Origin of the sequence: Streptomyces candidus, from assembly GCF_014207445.1 — a bacterium.
Classification (GTDB): domain Bacteria; phylum Actinomycetota; class Actinomycetes; order Streptomycetales; family Streptomycetaceae; genus Streptomyces; species Streptomyces candidus.
Map to the genome: position 1 here is coordinate 269548 of NZ_JACHEM010000008.1, position 19259 is coordinate 288806.

Genomic DNA, 19259 nt, shown 5'->3' on the forward strand with positions numbered 1-19259 from the left:
CCTGCGGTGGTGCGTACGGCCTCGGGTGCGGCGGGGCCGGCCGGGGCCGGGCCGCCGGTTCCGGGGCGCCCCCTTCCGGTACCCGGTTCCGGCCGAAAACCACCGCGGGCGCCCCGCCGTCCGCCGGGCCCGGTCCCGCCCCCGGCCGCTCGGCCGGCGGAGGCGCGGGGGCAGAGTAGGGGACTGCCGTACGGGGCAGGACACGCCCATGACTTCCGAAACCTCCGGCGCCTGGCAATTCACCGACTCCCGCGGCCAGTTGGCGTCCGCCGCCGACCGCCCCACCCGTATCGCCGCGTACCTCCAGGCAGGCGCGTCCCTCTGGGACCACGGCCTGCGCCCGCACGGAATCTTCGGCTCCCACCACGACGGCCCCGCCCCCGACCCCGCCAAATGCGGCTCCCTGCCGCTCGACGGCCTGACCTACTTCGGCGCGGGCGCCTCCCTCGACCCGGACGGGATCCTCGCCTCCGGCGCCGACCTCCTCGTCGCCGTCACCTACGGCGGCGGCGCGGTCTACGGCATGGAACCCGACGCGGTCAAGCACCTGGAGGAGCAGATCCCGGTCGTCGTGATCGACGTCGGTCAGAGCCGCTCCCTGGCCGACGTACGGGAAGCCTTCGGCGCCCTCGCGCACAGCCTCGGCGGCGCGGAACCCCCGGAGTCCGCCTACCAGCTCGCCGACGCACAGGCCAAGCTCAAGTCGCTCGCCGGTCCTGCGGCCCCGCCCCTGCTCGCCCTGTCCCCGGCGAGCGGTACCGAGGTGCACCTCGCCCGCCCGCACACCTGGCCGGACCTGCGCGCCCTCACCGCCCTCGGGGTGCCCCTGCTGAGCCCGCCGCCGGAGGGCGGCGCGAACTGGGCGACCGTGGACTGGCCGACGGCTGCCGCGCTCGGCCCCCGGCTGGTCCTCGCCGACGTACGGGCGAACGCGGCGCTCCTCGACCCTGCCCTGCTCGGCGACGGCGTCCGCATCCTGCCCTGGAACCCCGAGCTCCCGGCGAGCGCCACCTCCCACACCCTCTTCTACACCGGCATCACGCAGGCACTTCAGGGCTGAACACCCTCCCGGCAGACCCGGTCGCCTCCTGTTGGATCATGTCCGGAGCGCGCCGCGCGACGACGCGGACCGCCCCCGCGTCGCACGCGCAGCGCACCGCACACGCACCCCGTGCGTCGCACACCGCATGCGTCACCCCGTGCGTCGCACCGGAATCCACTCCACCAGGAGGCAGCACGTGGCCCGTCCGATCACCCTCGTCACCGGTGGCAGCCGAGGCATCGGAGCCGCCACCTGCCTGCGCCTCGCCGCCGACGGTCACGACATCGCACTCGCCTACGTACGGGACGAGGCCGCCGCCGAGCAGAGCGCGGCGGCGGTCCGGGCAACCGGCGTCCGCTGCCTCGCCGTCCGCGCGGACACCTCCGTCGAGGCGGACGTCGACCGGCTCTTCGACACCGTCGCCGCCGAACTCGGCCCGCTCACCGGCCTGGTCAACAACGCGGGCGTCACCGGCAGGCTCAGCCCCCTCGCCGACGCCACCACCGAGGACCTACGCCGTGTCCTGGACGTCAACGTCTTCGGCACCCTGCTGTGCTGCCGCCGCGCCGCCCGCGACATGACGGCGGCCGGCGGCGGCGCCATCGTCAACATCTCGTCCGGTGCGGCCACCCTCGGCAGCCCCGGCGAGTACGTCCACTACGCCGCCTCCAAGGCCGCCGTCGACGCTCTCACCGTCGGTCTCTCCAAGGAACTCGGCCCCGACGGCATCCGTGTCAACGCCGTCGCCCCCGGCCTCGTCGACACCGACATGCACGCCGCGATGGGCGACCCCGACCGCCCCGCCCGCATGGCCCCCGACCTCCCCCTGCGCCGCGCCGGCGAAGCCTCCGAGATCGCCGCCGCCATCGCCTGGCTGCTCTCTCCGGAGGCCTCGTACACGTCGGGGACGGTGCTTCGGGTGGCGGGGGGACGGTAGGCCCGCAGGAAGGGTCAGTCGGCCACGTCGACGCCGTAGCCCCGCGCCAGGCCTTCGAGGCCGTGGTCGTATCCCTGGCCCACGGCCCGGAATCGCCATTGTCCTGCCCGGAGGTAGAACTCCGCTAACAGCAAGGTCCGTTCGGTGGTCGCGGCGTCCAGCGTGGCACGTGCGAGGGGCGCCTCCACGTTGCCCCACGACGCCGCGACCTGGAGCGGACCCACGTCACCGAAGGTGTCCTCGCCGTCGACGGCGGCTGCCACGACCACCCGACGGGCGGCCGGAGGCAAGGCCGCCAGATCGATGGTGACGGTCTGTTCGGCGGGACCGCCGGTGAACAAGCGCACCGTCCCTGCCGGGTTTTCCGGGGCGCCGTAGAAGACGAAGTCCTCGTCGAAGGAGACCTGCTCGTCGTCGTCCAGGACGAAGGCGACGACGTCGATCGCGCACGCCGTGCGCGACCCCCACGTGGCGGTGACGGAGAGCGGCGTCCCCGCCCTGAGCGCGGGCAGGTCCGTCACACCGCCCCGCGGCACGGTCTGCGGTGCGTGCGGACGGTGGAACGCTCCGGGTTCGTACGGGGCGACCGTTCCGTCCAGCCAGTCCGGTTCGTGTGCGGGAACGGCGAGTTGGGCAATCCGTCCCATCCGGCGATCCTGATGGCCGCCGGGAAGCACGACGACATCAGTGACGCTCGCGGAAAGGTTCACGGCGGCCGAGCCGCCGAGTTCGACCACTCGGATCCGGTACGAGGCCGCCTCCGGGTGCGAGCCGCCGAGGACCAGGACGCGCCGGCCGGAGAGAGGCCCGGTGGGCCTCGGGAGCCTGGCCGCCTTCGCGGGCCGGCCAGCACCGCGGGGCTGCGAGGAGCCCGCTGCAGAAGCGGACGCCTGGGCGGGCACAGGGGCGGATGCGGAGCCGCCCTGCGCAGGAGCGATCTCCCACTCCGGCTCGGGCGCGGAGGAGAGGGCCGTTCCCGAAGCGGGGGCGAGGACGGCGGTCTCCGGCGCGGGGCCCGGCACCGCTGCCGGTGCGTCGTGCGGTGTGCCCGGCCGTACATCGCCCAGCATCCGCAGGAAGGAGCGCTCGTCGATGACCGGAACGCCCTCGGCGAGCGCGCGGCGAGCCTTCGCGGAACCGGTGGCACTGTCGTTCGTGACGAGGGCGCTGGTGTGCTTGCTGACCGAGCCCATCACGTTCAGTCCTGCGGTTACCGCCCGGGCCAGCAGCTCCGTGCGTCCGGTGTCGGTGTCGCCGGTGACGGCGACCTTCATGCCCTGCACCAGCGGCCCGCCCTGCGTGACCCGGCCGGGGTTGCGGTAGGCGCACGACGCCTTGGGTGGCTTCGGGGTGAACTGCGCGTCCTGTCGGGGAGGACAGGGCACCAAGGGCAGCGGGACGTCCAGGTGCGCAGCCTCGGCCAGCGACGCCCGCAGGATTCCGACCAGCGTCCGGGTGTCGTCGAGGGCGTCATGGGCGCGCAGTTGGGGAAGGCCGTAGTGGGTGGAGAGCGTCCCGAGCCTGAGGTCGGTGGTGGGCGGGTCCAACTGCCGGTTGAGGGACAGTGTGCACAGGCGCCGGGCGACCGGCAGCGACAGCCCGGCCCTGGCGAACTCGTGCGCCAGGAACTCGTAGTCGAACTGGGCGTTGTGCGCGACCATCACCCGGCCCTGGAGCATCGCCGCGATCCGCTCCGCGACTTGATTGAACGTCGGAGCTCCGGACAGTCGCTCCGGAGTCAGGCCGTGAATGTCGACCCTCCCCGGGTCGCAGCCGGGGTTGAGCAGGGTGGAGAACTCGTCGGTCTGCTCCCCGTCGGGGCCCAAGGTGATCACCGCGACCGACAGCACCCGGTCGCGGCGGGCAGTCAGCCCCGAGGTCTCAACGTCCACCAGTGCCCACTCGTGCAGGTAGTCCGGCAGATCCGGCAAATGGAGTGCACCGAGAGAGGGGGGAGAGGTGAAGGTCATGGGGAGAAGGATGAAGTGGAGAAGGGGCCGCCTCAAGCGGAATGCCGTTTCGTCCGCCTTTCTCCACTGTGTCTCTTCCATCGGACTTCTCCGGCCGGTCGGTCCATGTCGACGCCTGCCCTGTCCCCGGCGTCAGGCTCCACGAATCGCCCCCGTGGACCCCCGTACCACCAGCTCCGCCGGGACCGTCTCCACGCCGTCCGGGCCGTGGGACGTCTCCCGGGTGACCGCCAGCAGGCCCGCCCGGGCGCCCGCCTCGATCAGTGGCAGTCGTACGGTCGTGAGGGCCGGGACCGTGTCCGTCGCCGACGGGAGGTCGTCGAAGCCCGCGACCGAGAGGTCCTCGGGGACGCGCAGGCCACGGGCGCGGGCGGCGGTGCAGACGCCCAGGGCGATGGTGTCGTTGGCGGCGACGACGGCCGTCAGGCCGGGTTCGGCGTCGAGCAGTCGCGTGGCGGCGGCGATGCCGGAGGCGCGGTCGAAGGCGCCGTGCAGGGTGCGGGCGGGATCGTCGGCGACGCCCGCTGCGGCGAGGGCCGCGCGGTGGCCCTCCAGGCGGTGGCGGGTCGTGGTGCGCTCGGCGGGGCCCGCGACGTAACCGATGCGGGTGTGGCCGAGGGCGAGCAGGTGCCCGGTGAGGCGGCGGGCCCCGGCGCGGTTGTCGAAGGAGAGGGTGGCGGTGACGGGGGATCCCGCCGAGGGCGGCAGCGGCGGCCTCCCGCACAGCACGATCCGGGTGCCCGCCTCCGCGAGTCTGGCGAGCTTCGCCGCGACCGCCGCCGAGTGGTCGGGGTCCTCGATCGCGCCGCCGGTGAGGATCACCGCCGCCGCGCGCTGGCGCTGGAGGAGGGTGAGGTAGGTCAGTTCCCGTTCCGGCGAGCCGCCGGTGTTGCAGACCACGGCGAGCTTCTCGCCGCCGATCGCCCCCGGGGTGCCCTCCGCGCCGCTGATCTGTGCCTGCGCGGCGCTCGCCATGATGCCGAAAAAGGGGTCGGCGATGTCGTTGACCAGGATGCCCACCAGGGAGGACGTCGAGGCGGCCAGCGCGCTGGCCGGGCCGTTCACGACGTAGTCGAGGTCCTTCACCGCGCGCAGCACACGCTCCCGAGTGGCCGCCGCCACCGGGTAGTTGCCGTTGAGCACCCGGGAGACCGTGGCCGGGGACACCTGTGCCCGGTGTGCCACGTCCGCCAACGTCACTGTCATTCGGCTGTCCTCATTCAGGGGGCTCCAGGTCTTGTTCGTCCTGCGGTGCTCAGGCTAGCTTCATGCTTCATAGCGCATAGAAAGCGCTTTCTAAGAGTGCTTCGCCAGTGCGGATCGCCCAGCGGCGCCCGGCGAGCCACGCCGAGTACGGCCTGTACGGAGGAACTGACGTGACACGCAAGACAGTGCGGATCGCCATGAACGGCGTCACCGGACGGATGGGCTACCGCCAGCACCTGCTGCGCTCCATCCTGGCCCTCCGCGAGCAGGGCGGCCTCGACCTCGGCGACGGCACCCTCCTGTGGCCCGAGCCGGTCCTCGTCGGCCGCCGCGAGCACGCGCTGCGCGCGATGGCCGAACGGCACGGGATCGGGGAGTGGTCCACCGACCTCTCCGCCGTCCTCGCCGACGAGTCGGTCGACATCTACTTCGACGCCCAGGTGACCTCCGCCCGCGAGAGCGCCCTGAAGCAGGCGATCGCCGCCGGCAAGCACCTCTACACCGAGAAGCCGACCGCCACCGGCGTCGACGGCGCACTGGAACTGGCGCGCCTCGCCCGCGCCGCCGGCGTCAAGAACGGCGTCGTCCAGGACAAGATCTTCCTCCCCGGCCTGGTCAAGCTGAAGCGCCTGATCGACGGCGGCTTCTTCGGTGAAATCCTGTCCGTGCGGGGCGAGTTCGGCTACTGGGTCTTCGAGGGCGACTGGCAGGAGGCGCAGCGCCCGTCCTGGAACTACCGGGCCGAGGACGGCGGCGGCATCGTCGTCGACATGTTCCCGCACTGGGAGTACGTCCTGCACGAACTGTTCGGCCGCGTCACCACCGTCAGCGCGCACGTCGCCACGCACGTCCCGCAGCGCTGGGACGAGGAGGGCAAGCCCTACCCGGCCACCGCCGACGACTCCGCGTACGGCATCTTCCAGCTGGAGGGCGGTGCCGTCGCGCAGATCAACTCCTCCTGGGCGGTACGGGTCAACCGCGACGAGCTGGTCGAGTTCCAGGTCGACGGCACGCACGGTTCCGCCGTCGCGGGGCTGCGCAACTGCCGCGTCCAGCACCGTTCGGCCACCCCCAAGCCGGTCTGGAACCCCGACCTCCCGGTCACCGAGTCCTTCCGCGACCAGTGGCAGGAGGTCCCGGACAACGCGGTCTTCGACAACGGCTTCAAAGCCCAGTGGGAGCTGTTCCTGCGCCACGTCGTCCTGGACGAGTCGTACACCTGGGACCTCCTCGCGGGCGCGCGGGGCGTGCAGCTCGCCGAGCTGGGCCTCAAGTCCTCGGCCGAGGGCCGCCGCTACGACGTTCCGGAGCTGACCCTGTGAGCGCGCTGACCCTGCCGGTCGCGGGCGGCGGAACGTACTCCTACACCCCGCGCACCGAGCCCTCCTCGTACGTCGCCGGGGGCGCCCCCCTCGTCTCCCGTACGGTCTTCTCGGCCGCCCACGTGGTCGCCGACCCGTACGCCGACACCTCACCGGACTCCCCGGCCGCCGTCGACTGGGACTCCACGCTCGCCTTCCGCCGCCACCTGTGGTCGCACGGCCTGGGCGTCGCCGAGGCCATGGACACCGCACAGCGCGGCATGGGCCTGGACTGGGCGGGCGCGGCCGAACTCATCCGCCGCTCGGCCGCCGAGGCGAAGGCGGTCGGCGGAACGATCGCGTGCGGTGTGGGTACGGACCAACTCACGCCCGGCGAGCACGACCTGGCGGCGGTCACCGCCGCGTACGAGGAGCAGCTCGCCCTGGTCGAGGAGACCGGCGCACAGGCCATCCTGATGGCCTCGCGCGCCCTGGCGGCAGCGGCTTCGGGACCCGAGGACTACCTCGCCACCTACGGCCACCTGCTCCGCCAGGCCACCGAGCCCGTCGTCCTGCACTGGCTCGGCCCGATGTTCGACCCCGCGCTGGAGGGCTACTGGGGGACGTCCGACCTGGACGCGGCGACCGAAACCTTCCTCGAAGTCGTCGCCGCCCACTCCGACAGGATCGACGGCATCAAGGTTTCCCTCCTCGACGCCCAGCGCGAGATCGACCTGCGCCGCCGCCTCCCCGAGGGCGTCCGCTGCTACACCGGCGACGACTTCAACTACCCGGAACTGATCGCAGGCGACGCACAGGGCTTCTCGCACGCCCTGCTGGGCATCTTCGACCCGCTCGGCCCGCTGGCGGCGGAGGCCGTACGGGTCCTGGACACGGGGGACCGCGAAGGGTTCCGCAAGCTCCTCGACCCGACCGTCGAACTCTCCCGCCACCTCTTCGAGACGCCGACCCGCTTCTACAAGACGGGCGTGGTCCTGCTCGCCTGGCTGGCCGGCCACCAGTCCCACTTCACCATGGTCGGCGGCCTCCAGTCGGCCCGCTCCCTGCCGCACCTGGCGCGCGCCTACCAACTGGCGGACGGTGTCGGCCTGTTCCTCGACCCCGGCCTCGCGGCGACCCGGATGCGGGCACTGCTGGACGTGAACGGAGTAGCCCAGTGACGACCGGTGACCTCTCCCGCCTGAGCATCAATCAGGAGACCCTCAAGCAGTGGTCGCTCCCGGAACTCGCCGAGGGCTGCACGGCGGCCGGGATCGGTGCGGTGGGCCTCTGGCGGGCCCCCGTCCAGGAGTACGGAACCGAACGCGCGGCCAAGCTGATGCGCGACCACGGCCTCACCGTCACCAGCCTCTGCCGGGGTGGCTTCCTCACTGCGCCCGACCGGACCGGACGCGAGCGCGCGCTCGCCGACAACCGCACGGCTATCGACGAGGCGGCCACCCTCGGCACGGACACCCTCGTCCTGGTCTCGGGCGGACTCCCGCCCGGCGACAAGGACCTGGTGGGGGCCAGGGAACGGATCGCCGACGCACTGGCCGTCCTGGGACCGTACGCGCGGGAGCGAGGGGTGCGGCTCGCGATCGAACCGCTGCACCCGATGTTCGCGGCCGACCGCTGCGTGGTCTCCACCCTCGGCCAGGCGCTCGACCTCGCCGAACGCTTCCCGGCCGCCGAGGTGGGCGTGGTCGTCGACACATACCACCTCTGGTGGGACGACCTGGCGCCCGCGCAGATCGTGCGCGCGGGGGCCGGCGGCCGCATCCACGCCTTCCAGGTCGCCGACTGGATCACCCCACTCCCGGCCGGAGTGCTGCTGGGCCGGGGCCAGTTGGGCGACGGCAGCATCGACCTCCGCGGCTTCCGCGAACAGGTCGACGCGACCGGCTTCGGGGGCCCGGTGGAGGTCGAGATCTTCAACGAGGAGTTGTGGGCGCGGGATGGGGCGGAGGCCCTGGCGGAGGTGGTGGAGAGGTACCGGCGGCACGTGCTGTGACGCTGACCGGCGGGCCCGGGCGCGTGCTCTGACCGGGCGGTCGGGGAGCGCGTGGTGGCCGGGCGGTCCGGGAGCGCGTGGTGACCGGCCGGCCCGGGCACGTGCTGCGACCATCGGGTCCGGGCACGTGCTCCGACCAGCCGGTCCGGGCAGGTACGCAGCCGCACCCGAGCCCCGTCCTGCCTGCGGCGGCGACCTACTTCCTGCCACCGCCCAGGATCTGGCCCAGCAGGTCGCCCAGGCCGCCCCCGGCGTTGCCCGTGCCACCCGCGCTTCCCGGAGCCGCGCCGGCCGTCGGGGTGCCGGGATTCCCGCGCTGCGTGGCCCGCTTGGTCAGTACGGCCACCACCACGGGCAAGGCGATCTCGATGGCCCGGGTGACGCCCGCCGCCGGAAGGCCGGTCTTCTTCGCCACCGCGTTGGCGACCGGCCTGGCGAGCTTGCCGAGCACGCCGGCCATCATGCCGCCGCCGAGCAGCCCACCCATGCCGCCGCCGAGCGTGGCGACGCCCTGGAGCGGCGGTTCGGCCGCCTCGGCGAAGGCGGCCTTCACCTCTTCGGCCTCCTCCGGAGTGGCGGTCTCCGCCTTCTGGGCGAGTCCGCCCGCGAAGGCGTCGGCCGTCGAAGTGACGACGTTCTGCGCACCCGCCGCGTCCGTGCCGAGCACGCCGGCGATCTCGGAGAGCTTGTCGTCACCCAGCTCGTTGAGCACTTCCTGCTGGAAGGAGTCGTTGTTCATGTCGGAAACGCTACGTCCGCGCCCAAATGTCGGCACCTTCTGAGCGCTTCCCGGACGGCCAGAACTTTTTCATTCCGCCGTACAACCCTTCCGCCCCTTGACGGGTCATACGTGGCATCAGGGCTTCCGGGGGAGGGGATCCGGGGGGATGCGCGGAAGCCTGTGTAGGGGGAGGGGACGCTGGGGGGCCCGGTCGACGGACCGGGTCCTTTGGCTTTTACCGGTGTGGTGGCAGGGCAGCGGTTACGGCGCGAAACCTGACGAGGGCCCCGTCAAGTCCGACGGGGCCCGGGTGCTGCTGCGGTTCAGCTGGCGATCTGCCCTTCGTTCAGCGCCCTGACGAACGAGGCCCAACCGTCCCGGGCGAAGCGCAGCGCGGGCCCCTGGGGTGCCTTGCTGTCGCGCACGGGTACGTCGCCGTAGCCCCGGGCTACCTCCAGGCACTCGCCCTGCCCACCGCCACTGAAGCTGGACTTGTACCAACCGGTGAGGGTGGAGGCGTCGGAGACGGTGCGCTCATTGCTGATCATGTGCGTGTTCCTCTGCTGCTGCCCGGACGAGGGCCACTGACTCTCGGTGCGACAGGGCGTCGCTCAGTGCGAGATCGTAGGCCGTCTGGCAGGCGCTCACCAGGGCCGGTTCATCCATCAAGTGCCCGGTGTAGAGACCTTCGACGTACGCCACGGGTGCCCCGTCCTCGAACGCCATCATGGTGAGCAGACTCTCCAGGAGAGAGTGCGCCCCTGCTCCGAACGGCAGGACGTGCAGGCGAATCCGACCCGCCTCCGCCATGTCCGCGATCTTGTGGAGCTGCCGAGCCATGACTTCCGGTCCGCCCACCTGGCGGCGGAGTACAGCTTCGTCGAGCAGCGTCCACAGTTCCGGCGAGCCCGGCCCGTCCAATACCCGGGCACGCTCCGTTCGAATGACAACTTCTTTGTCAAGTTCCTCCGCCGTGTGGTTCGGGCGGTACGAACGGAAAAGCGCCCGCGCGTAATCCTCGGTCTGGAGCAGTCCCGGCACGAGCGAGAGCGCGAACTGGCGTATCGCGGAGGCCAGTTTTTCCAGCTCGACCACTCCGGCGAAGTGGTCGGCGTACTTCGCTTCCAAATCCTCAAGCCACCGCTCGAAGAACCCGTCCGTACCCAACGCCCGGTCGATCCGCCGGGCGTCCTCGGAGCTGGGAAGCCGGCGCCCCGACTCGTAATGGCTGATCAGCGTCGGGGAGCACACGACCATCTCGCCCAGTGCTTCCTGGGTCAACCCGGCCACTGTCCGCCGGAGTTTGAGCTCCTCGCCGTACTTCTCCCGTGGTGACCTCGGCTTGTCCTTCTTGTCCACTGCCTCAACTCCCGGACCTGACGGGGACCTTGTCAAGCTCTGACCCCTAGCAGCGTAGAAGAGGCCGACGCACGCTGTGAGTGATTCGCCACAGAACGTGTTCCCCGCACCTCGGGGACGTAAGGAAAGGCCGCCATGAAGCACCTCCTCGCCCGCCTCCTCGGGCGACTGCGCCGCCCGCAACCGCAGCGGCACCCCCAGGCGCAATTCCAGCCCCAGCCGCAGGCCCGGCCGGAGCCCCACCCCTACCAGCAGCCGCAGCCGCTCCCGCCGTCGTCCGTCCCGGAGTGCTGCTGCGCGGAGCCGCCGCTCCCGCAGCCGCCCGTGTACGCGTACGCCTTCCCGTACTCCTGCCCGTACGTCGGCGGGCCGAGCGGCGCGTCGGGCAGCGCTGTCCACGACTCCCGCGAGCCGGGGCCCGTCCGGTGAGCGGCTCCTGGCGGCTGCTGCCGTGGACCGGTGACGGGGGCAAGCCCTGTTACGTGCACACCGACGACGCCCTGGGCCCCGTCTCCCGCGTCGCGGACACCATCGAAAGCATCCAGCTCGGCATGGCGGGCGACCTCCTCCGGCACGCCGAAGACATGCTCGTCGAGCGACGCGTCACCCAGGCCGAGCTGCGCTTCCTGGCGGGCCGGCTGTCCGAGTCGCTCCGTGACGTCGTACGAGTCGCCGAGAGCAGAGGGGCGCGCACGGCGCCTCCGCCTTGCCGCGATGATCGCCCATAGGGCGCGTCACGGAGGAAAGCGGAGCGAACGGCGCCCAGCGCCTCATGGAGGCTGTGGCGCGCGACCGTGAAGGACCCCCTGCGGCCACCGCAAGCGGGTGAGACTGTTGTCCACAGCCCGCCCCCGCTGTCACACCCCGGCGGTACGGTCGGATCATGACCAGTACAGGGGGTGGGGCAGCGCCCGGCGCAGCGGCGGGTGGGGCGGTGCTCGAAGGGGTCCTGGAGCGGATCACCTACGCCAACGAGGAGACCGGGTACACGGTCGGCCGGGTGGACACCGGGCGCGGCTCCGGGGCGGGTGACCTGCTGACCGTCGTCGGCGCGCTGCTCGGTGCGCAGCCGGGTGAGTCGCTGCGGATGGAGGGGCGTTGGGGCTCCCACGCGCAGTACGGCAAGCAGTTCCACGTGGACAACTACACGACCGTGCTGCCCGCCACCATCCAGGGCATCAGGCGCTACCTCGGTTCCGGGTTGATCAAGGGGATCGGGCCGGTGATGGCTGACCGGATCACCACCCATTTCGGCGTCGACACCCTCGACATCATCGAGCAGGAGCCGAAGCGTCTCGTCGAGGTGCCGGGGCTCGGGCCCAAGCGGACGAAGATGATCGCCGCCGCCTGGGAGGAGCAGAAGGCCATCAAGGAGGTGATGATCTTCCTCCAGAGCGTCGGGGTCTCCACCTCCATCGCGGTGCGGATCTACAAGAAGTACGGGGACGCCTCCATCTCCGTCGTGAAGAACGAGCCGTACCGCCTCGCCGCCGATGTCTGGGGCATCGGCTTCCTTACCGCCGACCGCATCGCGCAGGCCGTCGGCATCCCGCACGACAGCCCGGACCGGGTGAAGGCGGGGCTTCAGTACGCGCTGTCGCAGTCCACCGACCAGGGGCACTGCTTCCTCCCCGAGGAACAGTTGATCAGCGACGCGGTGAAGCTGCTTCAGGTGGACACGGGGCTGGTCATCGACTGCCTGGCCGAGCTGGCGGAGGACCCGGAGGGGGTCGTACGGGAGAAGGTGCCCGGCCCCGAGGGACCGGACGGTGAGCCCGTCACCGCCGTCTACCTTGTTCCCTTCCACCGTGCCGAACTCTCTCTGGCCGGTCAGGTGTTGCGGCTCCTGCGCACCGACGAGGACCGGATGCCCGCCTTCCGGGACGTGGAGTGGGGGAAGGCGCTCGGCTGGCTCGCGAAGCGGACCGGGGCGTCCCTCGCCCCCGGGCAGGAGGCCGCGGTGAAGCTGGCGCTGACGGAGAAGGTGGCCGTGCTCACCGGCGGGCCGGGCTGCGGAAAATCGTTCACCGTACGGTCCGTGGTGGAGCTGGCGCGGGCGAAGAAGGCCAAGGTGGTGCTGGCCGCGCCGACCGGGCGGGCGGCCAAGCGGCTGTCCGAGCTGACCGGGGCGGAGGCGTCCACCGTCCACCGGCTGCTGGAGCTGAAGCCCGGCGGGGACGCCGCGTACGACAGGGACCGGCCGCTGGACGCCGACCTGGTGGTGGTCGACGAGGCGTCGATGCTGGACCTGCTGCTCGCCAACAAGCTGGTGAAGGCGGTGGCGCCCGGCGCCCACCTCCTCCTGGTGGGGGACGTGGACCAGCTGCCCTCCGTCGGGGCGGGGGAGGTGCTGCGGGACCTGCTCGCCGACGGTGGGCCCGTACCGCACGTACGGCTGACGCAGATCTTCCGGCAGGCGCAGAAGTCCGGCGTGGTGACCAACGCCCACCGGATCAACTCCGGTTCGCATCCGATCACCCAGGGGCTGAGCGACTTCTTCCTCTTCGTGGAGGACGACACCGAGGAGGCGGGACGGCTGACGGTGGACGTGGCGGCCCGCCGCATTCCGCAGAAGTTCGGCCTGAACCCGCGGACGGACGTACAGGTGCTGGCCCCCATGCACCGGGGCCCGGCCGGCGCGGGGAACCTCAACGGGCTGCTGCAACAGGCCATCACCCCGGCCCGCCCCGATCTCCCCGAGAAGCGGTTCGGCGGACGGACCTTCCGGGTCGGCGACAAGGTCACCCAGATCCGCAACAACTACGACAAGGGCGAGAACGGCGTCTTCAACGGCACGGTGGGGGTGGTCACCGCCCTCGACCTCGTCGAGCAGACGCTCACCGTACGGACCGACGAGGACGAGGAGGTCCCGTACGACTTCGACGAGCTGGACGAGCTGGCGCACGCGTACGCCGTCACCATCCACCGCTCCCAGGGGAGTGAATATCCGGCCGTGGTGATCCCGGTCACCACGGGCGCCTGGATGATGCTCCAGCGGAACCTGCTCTACACGGCCGTCACCCGGGCGAAGAAGCTCGTCGTCCTCGTGGGGTCGCGCAAGGCCATCGGACAGGCGGTACGCACCGTTTCGGCAGGTCGGCGGTGCACCGCACTCGATCACCGGCTCGCGGGCGGAACCCACGTACCGCAGCCCCGGCAACCGGGCGGGGGCCATCGGTGGGAAACATCACCTGGGGGTTCCGGAACCGGGGCGAAGGGGGCAGGATGAGCAGGTTGGCGGCACTCAGTGCCGCGAATGGGCCTGATGGCCGACCCCGAGTGCACTCTGCTGAGCCAAGTGGGGGATGGTAGAGACAGTCAGGGCACCTCGAAGAAGAGGCACTACGTCGGTGAGGGATGACGTGAGCGAGAGCGACAACTCTGTAGTACTGCGGTACGGCGATGGCGAGTACACCTACCCGGTGATCGACAGCACCGTCGGCGACACGGGCTTCGACATCGGGAAGCTCCGGGCCCAGACCGGTCTGGTGACCCTCGATAGCGGATACGGCAACACAGCCGCCTACAAGTCCGCCATCACCTACCTCGACGGCGAGCAGGGCATCCTGCGCTACCGCGGGTACCCCATTGAGCAGCTGGCCGAGCAGAGCAGTTTCCTGGAGACCGCCTACCTGCTGATCAACGGCGAGCTGCCGAAGGACGACGAACTGTCGGACTTCCGGAACGAGATCACCCAGCACACGCTGCTGCACGAAGACGTCAAGCGGTTCTTCGACGGCTTCCCGCGCGACGCGCACCCGATGGCGATGCTGTCCTCGGTCGTCTCGGCGCTGTCCACGTTCTACCAGGACAGCCACAACCCGTTCGACGAGCAGCAGCGCCACCTGTCGACGATCCGTCTGCTGGCGAAGCTGCCGACGATCGCGGCGTACGCGTACAAGAAGTCCATCGGGCACCCCTTCGTCTACCCCCGCAACGACCTGGGGTACGTCGAGAACTTCCTGCGCATGACCTTCTCGGTCCCCGCCCAGGAGTACGTGCCGGACCCGGTCGTCGTCTCCGCGCTGGAGAAGCTGCTCATCCTGCACGCGGACCACGAGCAGAACTGCTCCACCTCCACCGTGCGCCTTGTCGGCTCCTCGCAGGCGAACATGTTCGCCTCGATCTCCGCCGGCATCAGCGCCCTGTGGGGCCCGCTGCACGGCGGCGCCAACGCGTCCGTCCTGGAGATGCTCGAAGCGATCCAGGCCGACGGCGGCGACGTCGACGCCTTCATCCAGAAGGTGAAGAACAAGGAGGACGGCGTCCGCCTGATGGGCTTCGGCCACCGGGTGTACAAGTCCTTCGACCCCCGCGCCAAGATCATCAAGGCTGCGGCGCACGACGTCCTCTCGGCGCTCGGCAAGTCCGACGAGCTGCTGGACATCGCGCTGAAGCTGGAGGAGCACGCGCTCTCCGACGACTACTTCGTCTCGCGCAACCTCTACCCGAACGTCGACTTCTACACGGGTCTGATCTACCGGGCGATGGGCTTCCCCACCGACATGTTCACCGTGCTCTTCGCGATCGGCCGGCTGCCCGGCTGGATCGCCCAGTGGCACGAGATGATCAAGGAGCCGGGTTCGCGCATCGGCCGCCCGCGCCAGATCTACACGGGCGAGGTCCTTCGCGACTTCGTGCCGGTCGAGGGCCGCTGACCTTCGGTCACGCGTTCCTGAGCGCAGCGAAAAGCGCCCCGCCGTCGATCCCCCCACGGGTCGGCGATACGGGGCGCTTCTCTGTTTCCCCGGTTCGGATTCCCCCCACGGGATCCCTACCGGGCGTCTGCCGGCTTTCGCCGCCAGAGGTCTGTGTGCCTGCTCGCGCAACGCTCGAACTGCTCCTGCGGTTCCCGTTCCGCGCGGTTCGCCGGGACGCGTACCGAACGGGAGGGCCGCTCAAAGCTCCCCGCCGTACGTGTCCCGGCCAACGCTTGCCCGGGACGTCCCCCAAGACGCCCCGTGCTCGAACGTCCCCCAAGACGTTCTTGGCATCGCTTCCTAGACTCACGACCCCCGCCGATGGTTACCCCCCGAGTGAAGTGATCCGTGTCACTCGGTACGGGCTCCCGGAGGCGGTGTCCGTGCGGTTGTTCAGGTGTTCTCGCGGTTGCTCGTGTACATCATGTGAAGGTACGTAGCCGAAGGCTGTTTGTCACTACGAAGACGGACGAAAAAGCCATCGCGAATCCGGCGATCATCGGGTTGAGCAGCCCGGCGGCGGCCAGCGGCAGCGCGGCCACGTTGTAGCCGAAGGCCCAGAACAGGTTGCCCTTGATGGTGGCCAGGGTGCGCCGGGCGAGCCGGATCGCGTCCGCAGCCGCCCGCAGGTCCCCGCGTACCAGCGTCAGGTCCCCGGCCTCGATCGCCGCGTCCGTGCCGGTGCCCATCGCGAGGCCCAGGTCGGCGGTGGCGAGGGCCGCCGCGTCGTTCACGCCGTCGCCGACCATCGCGACCGTACGGCCCGCTGCCCGCAGCCGGGTGATCATGGCGGCCTTGTCCTCGGGCCGTACCCCCGCGTGCACGTCGGCGGCGTCGATGCCGACCTCGGCGGCGACGGCGCGGGCGACCGCGTGGTTGTCGCCGGTCAGCAGTACCGGGGTGAGGCCGAGCGCGCGCAGCCGGCGCACCGCTTCCGCGCTGGTGGCCTTCACGGTGTCCGCGACGGCAAGCACCCCGCGCGCCTCGCCGTCCCAGGCGACCGTGACGGCCGTGCGCCCCGACGCCTCGACGGCGGCCTTCGCGTCCGCGAGGTCGCGGGGCAGCTCGACGGCCCGGTCGGCCAGGAACTTCTCCTGCCCCACCAGCACCCGGCGCCCTTCCACGGTCCCCTGTACGCCGAGTCCGGGGACGTTCGCGAAGTCGCTGACGGCCGGAAGTCCCGCCCCGTTCTCCGCCTCCGCCGCTGCCGCCGCCACCGCCCGCGCGATCGGGTGCTCGGACGCGTCCTCCAGAGCTCCGGCCAGCCGCAGCAGCAGGGCCCGGTCCGTGCCCGCGGCGGGGAGCACGTCCGTCAGCGCCATGCGGCCCGTCGTCACCGTCCCCGTCTTGTCGAGCACGACGGTGTCCACGCGGCGCGTCGACTCCAGCACCTCGGGCCCCCTGATCAGGATGCCGAGCTGGGCGCCCCGCCCGGTACCGACCATCAGCGCGGTCGGCGTCGCCAGCCCCAGGGCGCACGGACAGGCGATGATCAGCACGGCGACGGCGGCCGTGAAGGCGGCGGTCACGTCGTCCGTGGCCAGCAGCCATCCCACCAGTGTCCCGAGCGCGATCAGCAGCACCACGGGCACGAACACGGCCGAGACCCGGTCGGCGAGGCGCTGCACCTGGGCCTTGCCGTTCTGCGCGTCCTCCACCAGCCGCGCCATCCGCGCGAGCTGGGTGTCCGCGCCGACGCGGGTCGCCTCGACGACGATCCGCCCGCCCGCGTTCACGGTCGCCCCGGTGACCGGGTCGCCCGGCCCGACGTCCACCGGAACCGACTCGCCGGTCAACATGGACGCGTCGACGGCGGAGGTGCCCTCCACGACGGTGCCGTCCGTGGCGACCTTCTCGCCGGGCCGTACGACGAACCGGTCGCCCACCCCCAGCTCCCGTACCGCGATGCGGGCTTCCCGGCCGCCGCGCAGCACCGTCACGTCCTTGGCGCCCAGGTGCATCAGCGCGCGCAGCGCGGCTCCGGCCTGCCGCTTGGAGCGGGCCTCCAGCCAGCGGCCGAGCAGGAGGAAGACGGTGACCCCGGCGGCGACTTCGAGGTAGACGGTGGCGGCGCCGTCGGCCCTGCCAGCCGTCAGGGAGAAGCCGTGCCGCATGCCGGGCATCCCCGCCCCGCCGAGGAACAGCGCCCACAGCGACCAGCCGAAGGCGGCGAGGGTGCCCACCGAGACGAGGGTGTCCATGGTGGCCGCGCCGTGTCTCAGGTTGGTCCAGGCGGCCCGGTGGAAGGGCAGCGCACCCCACACGACGACCGGGGCGGCCAGCGTCAGGGACAGCCACTGCCAGTTGTCGAACTGGAGGGCGGGGACCATGGACAGGAGGATCACGGGGGCGGCGAGGACGGCGCAGACGGTCAGCCGCTGCCGCAGGGTGTCCGGTTCCGAAGCGGCGGCGGGCTGCCCGGCCGGTGTGTCGTCCGGTGCGGGGCCGGCGGGCCCGGCGGCCGTGTACCCGGTCCTCTCGACGGTGGCGACGAGGTCCGCGACGGCGACCGTGCCCGTGTCGTAGGCCACCCGCGCCTTCTCGGTCGCGTAGTTGACGGTGGCGGCGACGCCCTCCATCCGGTTGAGCTTCTTCTCGACGCGGGCGGCGCACGAGGCGCAGGTCATCCCGCCGATGGCCAGCTCCACGTGCCCCTCCAGGACGGGCGGTGCGCAGGTGGCGGGCGCCTGCTCAGGGGTCGCGCTGTTCATCGTGGGCTCCAGGGAAGCGGGCCGGGCCGTACCCGCACCAGTATGGGCAACCGGCGGACACGGCCCGGAGGCTGCGGGTCGGGGGCGGATCAGGCGGTGCCGGCCAGCTCGTACCCCGCCTCGTCGACGGCGGCCCGTACCGCCTCCTCGTCGAGCGGGGCGGCGGAGACGACGGTCACCCGGCCGGTCGCGGCGTCGGCCTCGACCGAGCCGACCCCGGCGATCTCGGAGATCTCGGCGGAGACGGCGCCCTCGCAGTGCCCGCAGGTCATGCCCTTCACCTCGTAGACGGTGGTGAAGGAGCCCACCTGCACGTCGGCCGTGCCGTCCGTCCCGCAGGAACCGGACGGCGAGCAGCAGGAGCCGGCGGGCCGGGCGGGCTCGCCGGCGGGGTTCTTGGTCTCGTCGGTCATGTCGTTTGCTCCTCTTCGACGGCGTACACAGGTGTCGTGGTGCCCGGGAGGGCGCGGTCGGGCCGCGCGCCGGTCACGATCCAGACTATACCCCTAGGGGGTACCGCGCCGGGTGTCGGCCCCCGACATGCCGCCCCGGTGCACCGCCCACTCCCGGGCCAGGACCGACATCGGCGTCGAGTCCACCCAGCGGCCGTCGGCCCACAGCACCTCGCGCTCCGTGCCCTCCGCGACGAAACCGGCCTTCTCGTACGCGCGCCGGCCCGCGGGTTGAAGGCGAAGACGCCGAGGGGGGCGCGGTTCGGGCGGAGCTGCTCGAAGGCGTACCCGACGATCAGACGGACGGCGAGGGGCCCCGCGCCCGCGGCCGGAGTGCGGCCGGGTGCGGGGCCCGAGGGGCGGGGGAGTCAGCCGTTGCGGCTTCTGTTGCCGGGCCGGGACGCCACCCAGGCGCGGACGGTGTCCGCGTACCAGTACGGCTTGCCGCCCTCCACGTGGTCGGGTGGCGGGAGCAGCCCGTGCTTGCGGTACGAGCGCACGGTGTCCGGCTGCACCTGGATGTGCGCGGCGATCTCCTTGTACGACCAGAGCTTGTGGTCCGTCATGTGTGCACCTCCCTGCGAAGACCGCAGCCACGGCCGGGGGGCCGTCGGGGGAGCTGCGGCGTTCGCTGGCGATCACTGAGCCTCTGCCCCGTGAACGACGCCCCGTGATCGGTGGGTGAGGGCTGTCGTGTGCCTGTGACGGAAGGGCCGCGTAATGGCGACAAGCGTGACGGGAGGGATACGACCGTGACGGAAGTGGTGCGGGAGGAGGGCGGGACACGCGGGCCGGACCGGGCCGATGTGTTCGGTCCGACCCGTTTGTGGGTGTAATGCACCCCGC

At 71.7% G+C, this 19259-nt stretch carries 17 protein-coding genes; 9 read left to right on the forward strand and 8 right to left on the reverse strand.

Annotated elements, in window-relative coordinates; genetic code table 11:
* The first annotated feature begins 208 nt into the window (after window positions 1-208).
* Window positions 209-1060, forward strand: a complete 852-nt coding sequence (locus HNQ79_RS17460; protein WP_185032015.1) for a substrate-binding domain-containing protein — start codon at window positions 209-211, stop codon at window positions 1058-1060.
* A 178-nt stretch (window positions 1061-1238) separates the two neighbouring features.
* The gene (locus HNQ79_RS17465) at window positions 1239-1979 is read left to right on the forward strand and encodes an SDR family NAD(P)-dependent oxidoreductase (protein ID WP_185032017.1); all 741 of its coding nucleotides are present in this window, start codon (window positions 1239-1241) and stop codon (window positions 1977-1979) included.
* A 14-nt stretch (window positions 1980-1993) separates the two neighbouring features.
* Here HNQ79_RS17465 and HNQ79_RS17470 read toward each other — a convergent pair whose 3' ends face one another.
* Window positions 1994-3949 carry a TerD family protein gene (locus tag HNQ79_RS17470; protein ID WP_185032019.1) on the reverse strand — a complete coding sequence of 652 codons (1956 nt, stop codon included), beginning with the start codon at window positions 3947-3949 and terminating at the stop codon, window positions 1994-1996.
* A 132-nt stretch (window positions 3950-4081) separates the two neighbouring features.
* Window positions 4082-5155 carry a LacI family DNA-binding transcriptional regulator gene (locus HNQ79_RS17475; protein ID WP_185032021.1) on the reverse strand — a complete coding sequence of 358 codons (1074 nt, stop codon included), beginning with the start codon at window positions 5153-5155 and terminating at the stop codon, window positions 4082-4084.
* Window positions 5156-5325: 170 nt separating this feature from the next.
* Between HNQ79_RS17475 and HNQ79_RS17480 the strand changes: the two genes are divergently transcribed.
* Genes HNQ79_RS17480 through HNQ79_RS17490 form a run of 3 tightly spaced genes read left to right on the forward strand, consistent with a single transcriptional unit; the run spans window position 5326 to window position 8470 of the window.
* On the forward strand, window positions 5326-6477 hold the full coding sequence (locus HNQ79_RS17480; RefSeq protein WP_185032023.1) for a Gfo/Idh/MocA family protein: 1152 nt from the start codon (window positions 5326-5328) through the stop codon (window positions 6475-6477).
* A gap of 5 nt (window positions 6478-6482) precedes the next feature.
* A complete protein-coding gene (locus HNQ79_RS17485; RefSeq protein WP_185032164.1) occupies window positions 6483-7637 on the forward strand; it encodes a dihydrodipicolinate synthase family protein in 1155 nt (384 codons plus the stop codon).
* Window positions 7634-8470: a sugar phosphate isomerase/epimerase family protein gene (locus HNQ79_RS17490; protein WP_185032025.1), complete on the forward strand. Its 837-nt coding sequence runs from the start codon at window positions 7634-7636 to the stop codon at window positions 8468-8470. Before HNQ79_RS17485 ends, HNQ79_RS17490 begins: the two co-directional genes overlap by 4 nt.
* Window positions 8471-8666: 196 nt before the next feature.
* Here HNQ79_RS17490 and HNQ79_RS17495 read toward each other — a convergent pair whose 3' ends face one another.
* The 3 genes from HNQ79_RS17495 to HNQ79_RS17505 all read right to left on the reverse strand — a co-directional run bounded on the left by HNQ79_RS17495 (window position 8667) and on the right by HNQ79_RS17505 (window position 10550).
* Window positions 8667-9209, reverse strand: coding sequence for a DUF937 domain-containing protein (locus HNQ79_RS17495; RefSeq protein ID WP_185032027.1), 543 nt, complete (start codon window positions 9207-9209; stop codon window positions 8667-8669).
* A gap of 305 nt (window positions 9210-9514) precedes the next feature.
* The gene (locus tag HNQ79_RS17500; protein WP_185032029.1) at window positions 9515-9739 is read right to left on the reverse strand and encodes a DUF397 domain-containing protein; all 225 of its coding nucleotides are present in this window, start codon (window positions 9737-9739) and stop codon (window positions 9515-9517) included.
* Entirely contained in the window at window positions 9726-10550 is an 825-nt protein-coding gene (locus HNQ79_RS17505) for a helix-turn-helix domain-containing protein (protein WP_185032030.1), read from the reverse strand. Before HNQ79_RS17505 ends, HNQ79_RS17500 begins: the two co-directional genes overlap by 14 nt.
* A gap of 135 nt (window positions 10551-10685) precedes the next feature.
* Between HNQ79_RS17505 and HNQ79_RS17510 the strand changes: the two genes are divergently transcribed.
* The 4 genes from HNQ79_RS17510 to HNQ79_RS17525 all read left to right on the forward strand — a co-directional run bounded on the left by HNQ79_RS17510 (window position 10686) and on the right by HNQ79_RS17525 (window position 15208).
* Entirely contained in the window at window positions 10686-10979 is a 294-nt protein-coding gene (locus HNQ79_RS17510; protein ID WP_185032032.1) for a hypothetical protein, read from the forward strand.
* The gene (locus tag HNQ79_RS17515) at window positions 10976-11278 is read left to right on the forward strand and encodes a hypothetical protein (RefSeq protein WP_185032034.1); all 303 of its coding nucleotides are present in this window, start codon (window positions 10976-10978) and stop codon (window positions 11276-11278) included. Before HNQ79_RS17510 ends, HNQ79_RS17515 begins: the two co-directional genes overlap by 4 nt.
* A gap of 155 nt (window positions 11279-11433) precedes the next feature.
* Window positions 11434-13779 carry an SF1B family DNA helicase RecD2 gene (gene recD2, locus HNQ79_RS17520; protein ID WP_229923131.1) on the forward strand — a complete coding sequence of 782 codons (2346 nt, stop codon included), beginning with the start codon at window positions 11434-11436 and terminating at the stop codon, window positions 13777-13779.
* A 133-nt stretch (window positions 13780-13912) separates the two neighbouring features.
* Window positions 13913-15208: a citrate synthase gene (locus tag HNQ79_RS17525; protein ID WP_185032036.1), complete on the forward strand. Its 1296-nt coding sequence runs from the start codon at window positions 13913-13915 to the stop codon at window positions 15206-15208.
* A gap of 464 nt (window positions 15209-15672) precedes the next feature.
* Here the strand turns inward: HNQ79_RS17525 and HNQ79_RS17530 are convergent, their stop codons facing one another.
* From HNQ79_RS17530 to HNQ79_RS17540, 3 genes are all read right to left on the reverse strand, one after another.
* On the reverse strand, window positions 15673-17961 hold the full coding sequence (locus tag HNQ79_RS17530) for a heavy metal translocating P-type ATPase (protein WP_185032038.1): 2289 nt from the start codon (window positions 17959-17961) through the stop codon (window positions 15673-15675).
* An 89-nt stretch (window positions 17962-18050) separates the two neighbouring features.
* Complete coding sequence (locus tag HNQ79_RS17535; RefSeq protein ID WP_185032040.1) at window positions 18051-18374, reverse strand: heavy-metal-associated domain-containing protein; 324 nt, start codon at window positions 18372-18374, stop codon at window positions 18051-18053.
* A gap of 407 nt (window positions 18375-18781) precedes the next feature.
* The gene (locus HNQ79_RS17540) at window positions 18782-18979 is read right to left on the reverse strand and encodes a helix-turn-helix transcriptional regulator (RefSeq protein WP_185032042.1); all 198 of its coding nucleotides are present in this window, start codon (window positions 18977-18979) and stop codon (window positions 18782-18784) included.
* Between the last annotated feature and the right edge of the window lie 280 nt (window positions 18980-19259).